14 protein-coding genes and 1 pseudogene are annotated in these 14,951 nt (G+C 69.5%); 8 read left to right on the forward strand and 7 right to left on the reverse strand.

Going from position 1 to position 14,951, the window contains the following annotated elements; translation table 11 throughout:
- Nucleotides 1-93 precede the first annotated feature (93 nt).
- From ACZZ98_RS03220 to ACZZ98_RS03250, 7 genes are all read left to right on the forward strand, one after another.
- Nucleotides 94-1,104: an ABC transporter permease gene (locus tag ACZZ98_RS03220; RefSeq protein WP_463514919.1), complete on the forward strand. Its 1,011-nt coding sequence runs from the start codon at nt 94-96 to the stop codon at nt 1,102-1,104.
- Between the two features lie 4 nt (nt 1,105-1,108).
- Nucleotides 1,109-2,128, forward strand: coding sequence for an ABC transporter permease (locus ACZZ98_RS03225; RefSeq protein ID WP_463514920.1), 1,020 nt, complete (start codon nt 1,109-1,111; stop codon nt 2,126-2,128).
- Nucleotides 2,129-2,135: 7 nt separating this feature from the next.
- Nucleotides 2,136-3,173 carry an ABC transporter ATP-binding protein gene (locus ACZZ98_RS03230; protein ID WP_463514921.1) on the forward strand — a complete coding sequence of 346 codons (1,038 nt, stop codon included), beginning with the start codon at nt 2,136-2,138 and terminating at the stop codon, nt 3,171-3,173.
- Nucleotides 3,174-3,193: 20 nt separating this feature from the next.
- On the forward strand, nt 3,194-4,345 hold the full coding sequence (locus ACZZ98_RS03235) for an ABC transporter ATP-binding protein (protein WP_463517712.1): 1,152 nt from the start codon (nt 3,194-3,196) through the stop codon (nt 4,343-4,345).
- 88 nt (nt 4,346-4,433) lie between these two features.
- On the forward strand, nt 4,434-5,291 hold the full coding sequence (locus ACZZ98_RS03240; protein WP_463514922.1) for a trypsin-like serine protease: 858 nt from the start codon (nt 4,434-4,436) through the stop codon (nt 5,289-5,291).
- A gap of 146 nt (nt 5,292-5,437) precedes the next feature.
- A complete protein-coding gene (locus tag ACZZ98_RS03245) occupies nt 5,438-5,746 on the forward strand; it encodes a 4a-hydroxytetrahydrobiopterin dehydratase (protein WP_463514923.1) in 309 nt (102 codons plus the stop codon).
- Nucleotides 5,739-6,461, forward strand: a complete 723-nt coding sequence (locus tag ACZZ98_RS03250) for a VIT1/CCC1 transporter family protein (protein WP_463514924.1) — start codon at nt 5,739-5,741, stop codon at nt 6,459-6,461. The genes ACZZ98_RS03245 and ACZZ98_RS03250 overlap by 8 nt, the downstream gene beginning before the upstream one ends.
- A gap of 19 nt (nt 6,462-6,480) precedes the next feature.
- Here the strand turns inward: ACZZ98_RS03250 and malQ are convergent, their stop codons facing one another.
- The 7 genes from malQ to ACZZ98_RS03285 form a co-directional block, all read right to left on the reverse strand.
- The gene (gene malQ / locus ACZZ98_RS03255) at nt 6,481-8,064 is read right to left on the reverse strand and encodes a 4-alpha-glucanotransferase (protein ID WP_463514925.1); all 1,584 of its coding nucleotides are present in this window, start codon (nt 8,062-8,064) and stop codon (nt 6,481-6,483) included.
- On the reverse strand, nt 8,015-8,614 hold the full coding sequence (locus ACZZ98_RS03260; protein WP_463514926.1) for a hypothetical protein: 600 nt from the start codon (nt 8,612-8,614) through the stop codon (nt 8,015-8,017). The genes malQ and ACZZ98_RS03260 overlap by 50 nt, the downstream gene beginning before the upstream one ends.
- Before the next feature lie 91 nt (nt 8,615-8,705).
- Nucleotides 8,706-10,412 carry a monocarboxylate uptake permease MctP gene (mctP, locus tag ACZZ98_RS03265; RefSeq protein ID WP_463514927.1) on the reverse strand — a complete coding sequence of 569 codons (1,707 nt, stop codon included), beginning with the start codon at nt 10,410-10,412 and terminating at the stop codon, nt 8,706-8,708.
- Complete coding sequence (locus tag ACZZ98_RS03270; protein WP_463514928.1) at nt 10,409-10,798, reverse strand: DUF3311 domain-containing protein; 390 nt, start codon at nt 10,796-10,798, stop codon at nt 10,409-10,411. Before ACZZ98_RS03270 ends, mctP begins: the two co-directional genes overlap by 4 nt.
- A 126-nt stretch (nt 10,799-10,924) precedes the next feature.
- A complete protein-coding gene (locus tag ACZZ98_RS03275) occupies nt 10,925-12,094 on the reverse strand; it encodes a PP2C family protein-serine/threonine phosphatase (protein WP_463514929.1) in 1,170 nt (389 codons plus the stop codon).
- 2 nt (nt 12,095-12,096) lie between these two features.
- Complete coding sequence (locus ACZZ98_RS03280; RefSeq protein WP_463514930.1) at nt 12,097-12,906, reverse strand: alpha/beta fold hydrolase; 810 nt, start codon at nt 12,904-12,906, stop codon at nt 12,097-12,099.
- 88 nt (nt 12,907-12,994) lie between these two features.
- Entirely contained in the window at nt 12,995-13,933 is a 939-nt protein-coding gene (locus tag ACZZ98_RS03285; RefSeq protein ID WP_463514931.1) for an SDR family oxidoreductase, read from the reverse strand.
- Between the two features lie 129 nt (nt 13,934-14,062).
- On the opposite strand from ACZZ98_RS03285, the pseudogene ACZZ98_RS03290 reads away from it, so the two are divergent.
- Nucleotides 14,063-14,901 (forward strand): annotated as a pseudogene (locus tag ACZZ98_RS03290) (helix-turn-helix transcriptional regulator).
- Nucleotides 14,902-14,951: the final 50 nt, after the last annotated feature.

The following is a 14,951-nucleotide window of genomic DNA, read 5'->3' on the forward strand; positions in this document are numbered from 1 at the left end:
CCGGCTCACCAGCATTGACGCAGTGGCCGTCCCGGCGAAGGATCGCCGGGACGGCCACCGTCATGACCACTGCCATTCCCCAGGGAGGTTCGCGTGCTGAGGTTCATCGTCAGGCGCTTGATTCAGACGGTCGCTGTCGTGGCGGTTCTGTCGTTGTTGCTGTTCCTCTGGCTCAAATCGCTGCCGGGTGGGCCGGTCTCGGCCATCTTGGGCGAGCGCGCCACGCCGGCGTCGCGGGCTGCCCTTGAGAAGGTTCTGGGACTCGACCAGCCGCTCTGGTCGCAGTACGTCAGCTTCGTCGGGCGAATCATGCAGGGTGACTTCGGAGTCTCCAACGGAGTCCTGCCCGGCCGTGATGCGCTGGAGATCTTCTTTGCGAGGCTTCCCGCAACCATTGAGCTGAGCACGTTCGCCATGATTCTGGCGGTCTCCATGGGCATCCCGCTCGGCTACATGGCGGCGCGCCGACACGGCTCCTTCCTCGACAACGCGTCGGTCGTGTCCTCGCTCATCGGCGTTGCGGTCCCGGTCTTCTTCCTCGCGTTCCTGCTCAAGTACATCTTCGCCATCAAGCTTGGTTGGCTCCCCGTGTCCGGTCGTCAGGACAGCCAACTGGGGGCGACTCGGGTCACCGGCTTCTTCGTCCTGGATGGACTGCTCACGCGCGAGTACGACGTCGCCTGGAACTCGTTCAAACACCTCATCCTTCCCGCGGTGGCCCTGTCGAGCATTCCCTTCGCCGTGATCTTCCGGATCACCCGAGCGGCCGTCCTCGACGTCGTCGGCGAGGACTACATCCGCACGGCCGAGTCCAAGGGACTCACCAACCGGATCATCCGCGGCCGTCACATCCTGCGCAACGCGATGCTGCCTGTGACGACGACGATCGGCCTCCAGATCGGGGCCCTGCTCGCCGGGGCCGTCCTGACGGAGCAGGTGTTCGCATTCGGCGGAATCGGCAACGCCCTGGCCGACGCCTTCCGGCTGCGCGACTACGCCGTGCTGCAGGTGCTGATCCTGGCGGCCGCCGCCATCTATGTTCTCGTCAATCTGATGGTCGACATCGCCTACGCGGTCATCGACCCCCGAGTTCGGACGAGGTGACCTCTTGAGCCCTTCCCCGATCGACCCCCGGCCCAGTTCAAAGAAGGAGCGGATCGACTCGCTCGCCGCCACCGCTGGCGCAACGGCGTCCGCGACGGCCGTCAGGGACGTGCACGTCGACACTGCTGGACGCGTCAAGGAGACGGGCGGTGTCTCGCTCATCGCCAGCGCCTGGTCCCGCCTGAAGCGAAACCCCGTCTTCCTCCTCGGCGCGACCATCACGCTCGTGTTCATCGTTCTGGCGATCGTGGCTCCGTGGGCGGCACCGAACGACCCAGCTCGACGGATGCCCCAGCTCCTCGATGACCTCAGCCGGGCCAGCAATCCCGTCCCCGGCCCTGAGGCCGGCTTCCCGCTCGGGTCGGACGACTTCGGCCGGGACTTGCTGTCCCGCCTCATCGTGGGGGCACGACAAACCCTCATCGTCGGGGTCTTCGCCACCCTCTTCGGGCTCATTGGCGGACTCATCCTGGGAACGTTGGCCGGAGCATTCGGTGGGTGGGTCGACTCCTTCGTCATGCGCGTCGTCGACGTCATGCTCTCGATTCCGTCCCTGCTGCTCGCCGTCTCGATCTCGGCCCTGGCCCCCAAGCCCTCACAGTGGACGGTCATCATCGCCATCGCCACGGTGCAGGTGCCGGTGTTCGCACGACTGCTGCGCGGCTCGATGTTGGCCCAGCGGTCGAGCGACCACGTCCTGGCGGCCCGGGCACTGGGCGTGAAGCAGAGGGCGATCGTCTTCCGGCACATGCTGCCCAACTCGCTGAGCCCGGTCATCGTCCAGTCAACGCTGGTGCTTGCGACCTCGATCATCGACGCAGCGGCCCTCTCCTTCCTCGGTCTGGGCAACCCGGACGACCGCCAGCCCGAGTGGGGTCAGATGCTGGGCGCCGCCCAGGAGTACATCTCGGACTACCCGCACCTGGCCTTCTACCCGGCCGCGTGCATCATCGTCGTCGCGCTCGGCTTCACCCTCATGGGTGAGTCGCTACGTGAGGCACTCGACCCCAAGAGCCGGAGGTGATCTGGAGATGACGAACACCGCGGTATCCCCCACGACACGCTCGAGTTCCTCGAGCAGGCACAGCTCGTCCGAACCTCTGCTGTCGGTGCGCGACCTGCGCGTGACCTTCCAGCGGCAGGGACAGGAACCGTTCGACGCCGTGCAGGGCGTCAACTTCGACGTCCACCCCGGCCAGACGGTCGGCCTCGTCGGCGAGTCCGGCTGCGGCAAGTCGGTGACCTCGCTCGCGATCATGGGCCTGCTCCCCGACCGGGGCAACAAGGTCAGCGGCACCGTCACCTATGACGGCACCGACCTGCTCTCGCTGTCGGACCAGCAGATGCGCGACAAGCGGGGCAAGGACATCGCCATGGTGTTCCAGGACCCGCTGTCCTCCCTCAACCCGGTCATCCCGATCGGGATCCAGGTGACCGAGGTCCTCGAGCGCCACCGGGGCATGTCCCGCAAGGCAGCGACCCCGGTCGCCCGCGAGCTGCTCGACCGCGTCGGCATCCCCGATCCGGACCGCCGGCTCAAGGACTACCCGCACCAGCTCTCCGGCGGCATGCGCCAGCGCGCGCTCATCGCCATCGCCCTGGCCTGCCAGCCGCGACTGCTCATCGCCGACGAGCCCACGACCGCTCTCGACGTGACGATCCAGGCCCAGATCCTGGCCCTGCTCAAGGAGCTCGTCCAGGACACGGGCACGGCGTTGGTCATGATCACGCACGACCTCGGCGTCGTCGCCGGTCTCTGCGACGAGGTCAACGTCCTCTACGGCGGTCGTATCGTCGAGCGGGGTGAGCGGCACGAGCTCTTCGCTGCGCCGAAGCACCCCTACACCCACGGTCTGCTCGCGTCGATCCCGAGGCTCGACGCCCCCCGCGGCCAGCGCCTCACCCCCATCCCCGGCTCGGTGTCCGACAACCTGCCGTGGACGAGCGCGTGTGCGTTCGCGCCGCGGTGCCCGAACCAGATCGACGTGTGCACGCAGGTCATGCCCGAGCTCGTGGAGCAGCACGGTCGCGCGCTGCGCTGCCACAACCCCGTGGAGGAGGCCCGATGAGCGCCCAACCGGAAGGCGACATGACCACGCAGCGTGAGCGCACGGCATACACCGACAAGGACGACGTCCTCGTCGACGTCCGCGGCATCAAGGTCCACTTCCCCATCAAGCGCGGCGTGATCTTCGACAAGACGATCGGCCACGTCTACGCCGTCGATGGCGTCGACCTCGCGATCCGCAACGGAGAGACCTACGGGCTGGTGGGCGAGTCCGGTTGTGGCAAGTCCACGCTCGGCCGCGCCATCCTCAACCTGGAGCCGCCCACCGACGGGTCGGTGACCTTCGACGGCATCGACATCGCCTCGCTCAAGGGTGAGGAGCTCCGGCGCAAGCGCCAGGACATCCAGATGGTCTTCCAGGACCCGCTGTCCAGCCTGGACCCGCGTCAGTCGGTGGAGTCGCTCCTCTTCGAGGGCATGAAGGCGCACGGCATCGCCAAGAGCGCCAAGGAGGCGCGCCCGCGACTCGTCGAGCTGCTCAATGCGGTCGGTCTGCCCGAGGCGGCCCTCGCGAAGTACCCGCACGAGTTCTCCGGCGGGCAGCGGCAGCGCATCGGCATCGCCCGGGCCCTGTCGGTCAACCCCAAGCTCATCGTCGCCGACGAGCCGGTCTCCGCCCTCGACGTGTCGGTGCAGGCGCAGGTCATCAACCTGCTCGAGGACCTGCAGGAGGAGTTCGGGCTCACCTACCTCGTCATCGCCCACGACCTCGCCGTCGTGCGCCACATCAGCGACCGGATCGGCGTCATGTACCTCGGGGCGCTGGTCGAGGAGGCTGAGGCCGACGACCTCTACGCCACTCCCCTGCACCCCTACACCCGGGCGCTCATGTCGGCGGTCCCGGTGCCGGACCCGGTCGTCGAGGACGCCCGCGAGCAGATCCTGCTCACCGGCGACCTCCCCTCCCCGTCGAACCCGCCCACGGGGTGCCGGTTCCACACGCGCTGCCCGTGGCGCCAGGAGACCAAGTGCGACACCGAGCGGCCGGTGCTGCGCGTGCCGGACATCCCGGGCGTCGGCCAGGGCCACCGGGTCGCGTGCCACTGGACCGAGCAGATCGCGTCCGGCGAGATCACTGCGCACGAGGTCGCACCCACCCTGACGGATGCGAGCGACCTCGGCACCGGCGCGGACTCGCTCATGGGCCCGGCATCGCTCTCCGAGGCGTTGTGAGCAAACGGCTCCGTGGGGCACGGCGACCAGGCATCATCGGCCACAGCATCCACATCCCCACCGCCTCAGATCCTGACCAGGAGCACACATGAACATTCGACGACTGGCCGCAGCCGCTGCCGTCGCCGCCGGACTCGTCGCCGGTCCTGCACTGGCTGCTCACGCCATCACCGGCGGACAGCCAGACGGCGAGCGCCACCCCAACGTCGGCCTCATCGCCTACTACGACGCGACCGCCCGCTCCCGCTGCACCGCCACCCTGGTCACCCCCACCGTCCTCGTCACCGCTGCCCACTGCACCGACGGCACGCTGGGCAAGACCTTGGTGACCTTCAGGACCAAGATCGCCGACGCCCCGCCGTCCCCGCTCCCGGATGCGGCTGACGCCACCGCCGGCTACAGCGCCGCGGAGCTCAAGGCGGCCGGCTTCCTCTCCGGCACCGCGCACACCCACCCGCAGTACTCCGACTTCACCGACCGCAAGAACTGGAACGACGTGGGCGTCATCGTCCTCGACGAGCCGATCACCACGATCGCGCCGGCCAAGGTCGCACCTGAGGGCTTCCTCGACCAGTTCACGCCCGACATCCTCAGCCACACGTTGTTCACGTCGGTCGGCTACGGCACCGAGGTGCGCCAGGCGGAGACCGGGCCCCAGAAGCCGACCCCGCAGTCCTACCCGTTGCTGCGCCGGGTCACCGACGCGAAGGGCCAGAAGCTCACGCCGCAGATCCTCCAGCTCAACGGCAACGACAAGGACCCCTTCGGCGGTGGCGGCACCTGCTTCGGCGACTCGGGTGGACCGACGTTCAAGGGTGGCTACCAGGTCGCGGTGACGTCCTACAACTACACGTCGAACTGCCGCTACCTCAGCGGACTGCAGCGGATCGACGTCCCGGTCGTCCAGGACTGGCTCGCCACGTTCGGCGTCGCTCCCGCTGCGTGAGGCACGCACCAACCTCTCGTGGGCCGGTTCCGCAGTCGCGGAGCCGGCCCGCGGCATACCTGCTCCGTCGTATGCCGTCCGTGCCCGTTGCGAGGGAAGCCTCACCGTGCTGGACGGGCCACCCGATTCAGGACACGCTGGTGCCCATGAGCCGACTGCTGACCGACGAAGAGATCGAGCGCCAGCTCGCCGACCTGCCCCTCTGGTCCCGCGAGGGTGATGCCATCGTCGCGACGATCGAAGCCCCGGACTTCCCGGCGGCCGTCCGGATCGTCGCCGAGGCGGCCGAGGTCGCGGAGGAGATGAACCACCACCCCGACATCGACATCCGGTGGCGCACGACCCGGTGGCTGCTCACCACGCATGACGCTGGTGGGTTGACCCAGCTCGACATCGAGCAGGCGCACCGGATCATCGAGATCGCCCGACGCCACGGTGCCGCTGCCGGTGAGTGAGCACACCACCGAGCTCATCGAGCACGACGAACCGCACCACGGAAGCATCGGCGAACGCCTCAACTGGCTGCGCGCCGCCGTGCTCGGGGCCAACGACGGCATCGTCTCGACCGCCGGCATCGTCATCGGCGTGGCCGCAGCGACGACGCAGCGCTCGACGATCCTCACCGCCGGACTGGCCGGGCTCGCCGCCGGTGCCATGAGCATGGCTGTGGGCGAGTACGTCTCGGTCAGCACCCAACGCGACACCGAGGAGGCGCTCCTCACCAAGGAGCGACGCGAGCTTCGCGAGGAGCCCGAGGCCGAGCTCCAGGAGCTCGCCGAGATGTATGCCGACAAGGGTCTCTCCGCGGAGCTGGCCCACGAGGTCGCCGTGCAGCTCACGGCACACGACGCCCTGGGTGCCCACGCCGAGACCGAGCTGGGCATCGACCCGGAGGCGCTCACGAGACCGTGGCAGGCGGCATACGCCTCGTTCGTGTCGTTCACCGTCGGTGCCCTGGTGCCGCTGGTCGCGGTGCTGCTCGTCGGGGTGAGCGCCCGGGTGCCGGTCACGGTCGTGGCAGTCGTCGCGGCCCTGCTCGGCACCGGCTGGCTCAGCGCCCGGCTCGGCTCTTCTCCCGTGGGGCCGGCGATCCGCCGCAACGTCGTCGGAGGCGTTCTCGCCATGGCCGTGACCTATGGGATCGGATCCCTCGTGGGGACTCAGCTCTGACGACCTGCCGAGCTGGCGGTCAGTCTCCCGCGGTCGCTCGGAAGAGGACCTCCGCGAGCTCGGACTTCATCACGTCCTCGAGGGAGAGTGGTGTGCCGTCGGGGCCGGCCAGCGGCAGGTTCCAGTTCGGGTACTCGTCGTCGGTGCCCGGCTGGTTGATCGCTCGCCGGTCCCCGACGACGTCCGCCAGCGAGATGGCGCGAAGCGCGCTCGGGGTGTGGCCGAGCCAGCGGTGCATGGCCTCGATGACTGACGGCACCCCGGCGCCCGGCTCGAGCCAGCCCCGGGCGACGAGAGCGTCACGGACCTTGCCGATCGACTCCTCCTCGTGCGCCCGCTCCTCCTCGACAGGACGCGTCAACAGCCCGAGGCGCTCACGGATGTCCACGTGCTCGAGGGTGAGGAAGCCTGCGGTGGGCGGCAGGTCGTGCGTCGTCACCGACGACAGGCAGAGCTCGCGGTAGTCCTCGGGCGGGGTGGGTGCGTCGTCGGTGTTCTCGAACCACAGGATGCTCGTGCCCAGCACGCCCCGCTCCTGCAGGTAGTCGCGGGTGATGGCCGGGACGACACCGAGGTCCTCGCCGATGACCACGGCACCGGCGCGCTGTGCCTCCAGGCAGAGGATCCCGATGAGCGCCTCGTGGTCATAGGTGACATAGGTGCCCTCGGCGGGCGTGAGGCCCTCGGGGATCCACCAGAGACGGAAGAGGCCGATGACGTGGTCGACGCGGATGCCGCCCGAGTCCCGCAGCACCGTGCGGACCATGTCGCGGAAGGGCGCGTAGCCCAGCTCGGCGAGCCGCTCGGGGTGCCAGGGGGGTTGCGACCAGTTCTGGCCCAGCTGGTTGAACTGGTCCGGCGGGGCGCCCACGGTGACTCCGAGGGCCAGGGCGCCGGCGAGGCCCCACGAGTCCGCTCCCCGCGAGTGGACACCCACGGCCAGGTCGTGGACCACGCCCAGCGACATCCCGGCGGCCCTGGCCTCGCGCTGGACCTCGCCGAGCTGACGGTCGAGGAGCCACTGCAGCCACATGTGGAAACCCACGAGGTCGGGGTGGTTCGCGGTGAACTCGGCCACGGCAGGGCTCGTGGGGTCGTGGTACTCGGCCGGCCACTGTGACCAGGGAAGCCCGTGACGCTCGGCCAGCGCGCACCAGGTGGCGAAGGTCGTGAGGCCCTCGCCCTCGCGCTCACGGAACCGGACGAAGTCGCGCGCCCGGCGACCCTCGAGCCCGACGGCGTGCACGAGCCCGAGCGCCTCTCGCTTGGCGGTCCAGGCAGCGTCACGGTCGATCGTCTCCCCGGCGTTGAGGGCCTGGGCGGTGGCAGCGAGCTCACTCACGCGGGTGCGGGCACCGGCATCGAGCCGCACCAGCTCGGGGATGTCCTCGACCCGCAGGTAGATCGGGTTGACGAACCGCCGCGTCGCCGGCAGATAGGGCGAGTCCTCCATCGGCGCAACGGGTTCGGCGGCATGGAGCGGGTTGACGAGGATGAAGTCGGCCCCCAGGTCCGTTGCCGCCCACGAGGCCAGGTCACCGAGGTCGGCGAGGTCACCGACTCCCCAGGAGCCCGCCGAACGCACCTGGTAGACCTGGGTCATCAGGCCCGTGACGCCACCGTGCCGCAGGACCTCCGGGAAGCTCGAGCCGACCGGGTGTGACGACGAGGGTCGAGACCTCGCTGCCCTCCATGACTGCGGGCTGGTCGAGGTGGGCGACGAGGGTGTGCCAACCGGTCGGCAGGTCACCCGGCAGCTCGAAGGTCGCCTCACCGATCTCGCGGCCGTCGATGGTCCGCGGGTGGACCCAGCGCTCGACCGCCGGCACCTCGCGGCTGCCGCCGTCCTCCAGCTCGACGGTGAGCGAGATGGCGGCCCCGTGGGGCACGTGCGCATGGATCCACGGAGTCCAGCCCTCACGGCATACGACGGTTGCGGGCAGGGTGCGCCGCCATGGCCGGTCCTCGACGTCCAGCAACGCCGATGCCACTGCCTCAGGGGTGGAGGCATCGACGCCGAGGGCACCCAGGACCGTCCTGAGGGGTCCGTCGCCGATGACGGTGTGTGCGCCCCTCCAGTCCACGAACTCGGTCGCCACCCCGTGGGCGCGGGCGAGGTCGAGGAGGGCGTCGGACGGCGCGACGGGAAGCATGGCTCCATCCTGCCCGTCCCCGGCGCCGGCACGCACCAGGGGCGTCGCCGCAACCGCGACGACGCCCCTGGGACTCAGCCCCGACCGTGGGTCAGGGGTTGGGCGTGCTCTCGTGCGGACCCACGGGCAGCCGCTCGACCCGGGGGTCACCGGCGTCGGCGAAGTAGTCGCCGCGGATCGTCTCGTCGTGGCCGTTGGACACCTTCATCGCGTTGAACACGGCGCTGAGCACTCCAGCGATGATGAGGTTGAGGACGAAGGCCGTCATCGCGATGTAGCCCAGCTGCGCGATGCCCGGGATGTTGGCCAGGGAGCCACCGAAGTGGCTGCCCGTCACGGGGTTGACGACGTTGTATGCCGACCACGTGCCATAGACCATGCCGATGGCCCAGCCGACGAGCAGGGCCCACCGGTGGAACCAGCGGGTGTAGAGACCGAACACGATCGCCGGGAAGGTCTGGAGGATCCAGATGCCGCCGAGGAGCTGGAAGTTGATCGCGTTCTGCTTGTCGAGCAGCAGGACGAACACCAGCGCGAACCCCTTGACGACCAGCGACACGAGCTTGGAGACCTTGGCCTCCTGCTGTGCGGAGGCGTCCGGCTTGATCCACTCCTTGTAGATGTTGCGGGTGAAGGTGTTCGCGGCCGCGATCGACATGATCGCAGCGGGCACGAGGGCGCCGATGGCGATGGCCGCGAAGGCAACGCCCGCGAACCAGCTCGGGAACATGTCCTCGAACAGCTGCGGGATGACGAGCTGCGCGTTGGGCTCGCCGTCGAGACCGATCGGCTTGGTGCCGGCTGCGATGGCCACCCATCCGAGCAGGGCGAGGAGCCCGAGGACGAAGGAGTAGGCCGGCAGGATCGCCGCGTTGCGGCGGATCGTGTTGCGGCTGCTGGAGGAGAGGGTCGCGGTGATCGAGTGGGGATACATGAACAGCGCGAGGGCCGAGCCGAGGCCCAGCGTCGCGTAGGCCCACATCTGCTCGCTGCCCGGGATGAACGCGCCCGGCACCTTGCCCGTCGCCGGGTTGGGCGTCGTCATCTTCTCCTCGGCCGCCCCGAAGACGGCCTCCCAGCCACCGACCTTGGACGGCAGGTAGATGATCGCCACGATGATGACGAGGTAGATGAGCGTGTCCTTGACGAACGCGATCATGGCCGGCGCGCGCAGGCCGCTGCTGTAGGTGTAGGCCGCGAGCAGGGCGAACGCGATGAAGAGCGGCGCGTCCTTGGCGACCCAGTTGTCGCCGCCACCGACGCCGACGACCTCGAGGACGGCCTGGATGCCGACGAGCTGCAGGGCGATGTAGGGCATCGTCGCGAGGAAGCCGGTGACCGCGACGGCGAGCGAGAGCTCACGGCTGCCGTACCGACCCTTGACGAAGTCGGCGGGCGTGACGTAGCCGTGACGGTGGCTCACCGACCAGAGGCGGGACATGAAGACGAAGATGATCGGGTAGAGCACGATCGTGTAGGGCACGGCGAAGAACCCCGACACCGACCCGAGGGCGAACATCGCGGCCGGGACGGCGACGAACGTGTATGCCGTGTAGAGGTCACCTCCGAGGAGGAACCAGGTCACCCACGTGCCGAACGAGCGTCCGCCAAGGCCCCACTCGTCGAGGGACTCCATGCTGTCCGGTCGCCGCCAGCGCGTCGCCAGGAAGCCCATGACGGTGACGAGGAGGAACAGCACGATGAGGATGGTGAGGGCGACGTAGTTGACGCCCGGGGGGTTGGCTGCCGGGAGTGCTGCGGGCAGTGCTGCGGGCAGTGCTGTGGCCAGGGTGGTCATCGGTCGCCCTCCTTGGCGTCGAAGGGCTGGCCGTCGTGGAGGTCGGCGTCGGTGGTGTCACCGATCGTCGCTCCCCGCTCGTGGCGGCCGTGCCTGTGGGACTCGGTCCTGCGCGAGTGGCGCTCGACGTCATCCATGGGACGGTGCGGACGCGCCAGGAGCACGAGCCGGTAGGCGGCGTAGGTCATCGCGGAGCAGAGGAAGACCCAGAGGAACTGGTACCAGATGAAGAAGGGGAAGCCCCACAGACGAGGCTCGGCCCTGCTGTAGGAGCTGACCCACATGAGGGCGACGATGGGGAGCAGGAGCAGGACCCCGGCGGCCGCCAGCAGCTTCTTGTTGGCGGGAGGGACCGTGTCATGGTCCACGACCTCAGGTTCGTCCACGAGAACAACCTCTTTCGTCTGCGTTGCGAGCGCCGTTGCGCGCACCCGCGAACACTAGACCCGGCCCCTGGTCCCACGCCACAACGACGCGCAGCCCAGCTCTCGCGACGTCAGATGACCACTCGGTCAGGTGTGCCGGACGGCCACGACCGCGATGTCGTCGCGGGGCTCACCCGCCTGGAAGCGCAGCACCTCGTCGAGCAGCGAGTCCACGAGGACCGACGGGTGGTCCGACTCCCGCGCCGCGGCCCAGGCCAGGAGCTGCTCCTCGCCGAAGTACTTCCCGTCCAGCCGGGCCTCGGTCACGCCGTCGGTGTAGAGGAGCAGGGTGTCGCCAGGTCGCAGGTCGACCGGCCACTCGGAGAACGCGACGTCCGGCAGCAGCCCGAGCAGCGGGCCGTGCGCGTCGACCATCCGGGGTTCGCACCCCGGACGCAGCAGCATCGGCGGCGGGTGCCCACCCACGGCCACGGTGCTGACCCAGCTGTCGCCGTCCCGGCGCAGCCGGAGCACCACGAGCGTGCAGAACTTGTCGGTCTCGTGCTGGGCGATGACCCGGTCCACCCCGTCGAGGACCTCGGGCAGCGCGTGCCCCAGCACCGTCAGGGCGCGAACGGTGTGCCTCACGATCGAGGTGACGACCGCAGCCTCCACGCCCTTGCCGCTGACGTCGCCGAGGGCCAGCACCCAGTCCTGCGGCCCGGTCGGGAAGATGTCGTAGAAGTCCCCTCCGACCTCGGTCCCGTCACCGGCAGGTCGGTATGCCGTCGCGATCGCCAGGCCGGGTATGTCCGGCGCGGTCGGAGGGATGAAGCTTGCCTGCAGTGTGTGGGTCAGTGCCTCGGCGTGCAGCTCGGCCTCCCGCGCGGCATCACGGGCCCGCACGAGCTCTCGTTCGTACGAGCGGCGTTCGGTCGCGTCGAAGATCGCCATGCGGACGAGGTGGGTCGAGTGGTCCGCCGACGGGGCCACGGAGGCGTTGAGGAGGATGGACAACCTGCTGCCGTCCGCCCGCACCATGTCGGCGGCGATCTCACGGACGAAGCCCTGCAGGCGCAGCATCGGGCCGTAGTGCGTCTCGTGGTAGATCCGGCTCCCCGGCGTCAGCAGCTCGGCGAAACGGCGGCCGATGAGGTCATCCGGCTCACGGCCGAGCCAGCTGCACAGGGTCGCGTTGACCTTGACGATGTTGCCGTCGTCGGTCGTCGAGAGGTAGCCGCAGGGCGCCTGTTCGTAGAGCAGTGCGGGGTCGTCGTCGAGCAGGACCATCCGGAAGCCGTGGTCCTCGGGCTCCATGGCTAGGCCGCTTGGCGTCGACGCAGGAAGCCGTCGATGACCGCGATGGTCTCCTCGGGCGCGCTGAGGTTGGGGCAGTGCCCCGTGGCGGCCATGCGGACCAGTGTCCCGTCGGGGACGGCGTTCGCGACATAGGCCCCGACGAAGTCCGGCGAGATGAAGTCGTCGGTGCACTGCAGCACGAGGGTGGGGACGGGGACCTGTGCCAGGTCCTGGCGGTTGTCCGCGAGGAAGGTCGCCGTCGCGAACTGACGGGCGATGTCGGGGTCCATCCGGCAGAAGCTCGCCGTCAGCTCGGCCCCCAGCTCTGCCCGGTCGGGGTTGCCGACGATGACCGGCGCCATGGCCGCCGACCAGCCCAGGAAGTTGGAGGCCAGCGAGTCGAGCAGCTCGTCGATGTCCTGGCGGGAGAAGCCTCCCGCGTAGTCGTCGTCGTCGATGTAGCGGGGCGAGGGACCCACCATGACCAGGCTGCTGAACCGCTCCGGCGCCTCGATGGCCGCCAGCGCGCCGATCATCGCGGACACCGAGTGCCCGACGAACACGACGTCGTGCAGGTCCAGCTCTCGCACGATCTCGAGGACGTCCGAGGCGTAGCCGCGCAGGTCGGCATACTTCTGCGGGTCGTAGGCCGAGAGGTCCGAGCCACCCGCCCCGACGAAGTCGAAGGTGATGACGTGATGACGGTCGGCGAACGCCGGTGCGACGTGGCGCCACATGGTCTGGTCACAACCGAACCCGTGCGCGAACAGCATCGGCTGTCGGCCCTCCGCTCCTGAGGTCACGACGTTGTGCCGTGCGAGCGAATCCATGTCCCGAACCCTAACCGCCGCCCCTCCCGCCCGAGGTGGTTCTGCCACTTAGAGGGGCAGCTCCCGAACCCCACTGCTGACCGGAGGGTCAGGCGAACCGCACCCCGGTCAGCTCGGTCGACGTCGACCAGAGGTGCGCCGCATCCTCCGTGCTGCGCAGCGGCGCCCAGAGCTTCTGCTTCCCGGGAGGACCACCGGCGTTGCCGGGCCACTGCGGTCCGTGGAAGCTCCCGTCCCCGGCGTCGGGTCCGGCCGCGGCGAGGAGCGCGGGCAGCTTCGCGGTCTCGACGGTGCCGGCGACGAGGCCATGAGCAGAGAGCCAGCGGATCATCCGCACCTGGAGGGTGTCCTGCGTCCGGCCGAGCTCCGGCCGAGCAGCGAGCAGGCTCGTCGGAGCCACGCCGGGGTGCGAGAGGTTGCTGGTCAGCCCCCAGCCCTCGGCGGCGCTGCGGCGGCTGAGCTCCAGACCGAAGAGGCCCACCGCGATCTTGGACTGGCGGTAGGCGCGCATGCCGTCGTACTCGCGCTCCCACTGCAGGTCGTCCCAGTTGAACTTCCCGCTGCGCGCGGCGATGCTCACCTGCGACGTGACGCGCGCACGTCCCGCCTTGAGCAGGGGCAGCAGCCCGCCGGTGAGGGCGAAGTGGCCGAGGTGGTTGGTGCCCAGCTGGAGCTCGAACCCGTCCGCGGTGGTCTGTCGCTCGGGTGGTGTCATCACCCCTGCGTTGTTGATGAGCAGGTGGACGGGCGAACCCTCTGCGCGCAGCCGCTCCGTCGCCGTCGCGATGGACTCGAGCGAGGACAGGTCCATGTCGACGAGGCTGATGACGGCGCCGGGACTCCGCCTCCGGATCGTGGCGATGGCCGCCTCCCCCTTGCGCCGGTTGCGCACCGGCAGCACGAGCTCGGCACCGGAGGCCGCCAGCGCCGTCGCGATGCCGAGGCCGATCCCGTCGCTCGCCCCCGTGACGACCGCGCGTCTCCCGGTGAGGTCCGGGATGGAGAGGTCGTACTTCGTGCCTGCCATGTGTTGCTCCTGGACTGGTCTGTGAGGTGCCCTGGTCGGTGCACCCGACCACCATCCGCGGTCGCGACGGAGTTATCCACGGCCTGACGATCCGTGGCTGCGCGAGCCACCTCGGGAGAGGATGGCCGCATGATCGATCGCGCCGGGCTGGCCGGCTTCCTGCGGGTCCGCCGGGAGTCGCTCCAGCCCGAGGACGTGGGTATGCCGCGTGGTGCCCGCCGTCGGACCAGTGGCCTGCGCCGCGAGGAGGTCGCCGTCCTGTGCCACATGTCGACCGACTACTACTCGCGCCTGGAGCGCGAACGGGGTCCGCAGCCCTCCGAGCAGATGGTCGCGTCGATCGCACAGGGCCTGCACCTGTCGTTGGACGAGCGCGACCACCTCTTCCTCCTCGCTGGCCACCAGCCCCCGGCACGACGCCCCGGCGGGGACCACCTCAGTCCCGGGATGCTGCGCATCTTCGACCGGCTGGGCGACACTCCGGCGGAGATCGTCACCGAGCTCGGTGAGACGTTGCGCCAGACCCCGCTCGGGGTGGCCCTCGTCGGTGACCTGGGCCGGCACTCCGGACCGTCGCGCAGCATCGGCTACCGGTGGTTCACCGATCCCTCCGCCCGCGAGCTCCATCCCGCCGAGGACCACGAGTTCTACTCCCGCATGTATGCCTCCGGTCTGCGCGGAGTCATGGCGCTGCGCGGACCGGACTCCAGGGCCGCCCACCTGGTGAACCTGCTCAGCTCACAGAGCGAGGAGTTCAGACGCTTCTGGCAGGAGCACGAGGTCGGCATCAGACCGAGAGAGGTCAAGCGCTACCAGCACCCAGGGGTCGGGCTCCTCGAGCTGAGCTGCCAGATCCTGCTCGACCCCCAGCAGGCGCACATGCTGCTCGTCTACACCGCCGCGCCCGGCAGCGAGAGCCGGACAAGCTCCAGCTCCTGTCCGTCGTGGGCGCCCCTCTGCGCACGTGAGAGGGGCACAAGATCCCGCAGAGCGCGGCCTCCGTGCCCGCGATCCGTGG

It is taken from the genome of Knoellia sp. AC549 (assembly GCF_979258975.1).

What these genes read in the sequence shown, in the direction of transcription:
- malQ (WP_463514925.1), bottom strand. Translation starts at nt 8,064, where the DNA reads ATGACCCAGGTCTACCAGGTGCGTTCGGCGGGCTCCTGGGGAGTCGGT.
- ACZZ98_RS03285 (WP_463514931.1), bottom strand. Translation starts at nt 13,933, where the DNA reads ATGGCAGGCACGAAGTACGACCTCTCCATCCCGGACCTCACCGGGAGA.
- ACZZ98_RS03260 (WP_463514926.1), bottom strand. Translation starts at nt 8,614, where the DNA reads ATGCTTCCCGTCGCGCCGTCCGACGCCCTCCTCGACCTCGCCCGCGCC.
- ACZZ98_RS03230 (WP_463514921.1), top strand. Translation starts at nt 2,136, where the DNA reads ATGACGAACACCGCGGTATCCCCCACGACACGCTCGAGTTCCTCGAGC.
- ACZZ98_RS03245 (WP_463514923.1), top strand. Translation starts at nt 5,438, where the DNA reads ATGAGCCGACTGCTGACCGACGAAGAGATCGAGCGCCAGCTCGCCGAC.
- ACZZ98_RS03235 (WP_463517712.1), top strand. Translation starts at nt 3,194, where the DNA reads ATGACCACGCAGCGTGAGCGCACGGCATACACCGACAAGGACGACGTC.
- mctP (WP_463514927.1), bottom strand. Translation starts at nt 10,412, where the DNA reads ATGACCACCCTGGCCACAGCACTGCCCGCAGCACTGCCCGCAGCACTC.
- ACZZ98_RS03280 (WP_463514930.1), bottom strand. Translation starts at nt 12,906, where the DNA reads ATGGATTCGCTCGCACGGCACAACGTCGTGACCTCAGGAGCGGAGGGC.
- ACZZ98_RS03240 (WP_463514922.1), top strand. Translation starts at nt 4,434, where the DNA reads ATGAACATTCGACGACTGGCCGCAGCCGCTGCCGTCGCCGCCGGACTC.
- ACZZ98_RS03275 (WP_463514929.1), bottom strand. Translation starts at nt 12,094, where the DNA reads ATGGAGCCCGAGGACCACGGCTTCCGGATGGTCCTGCTCGACGACGAC.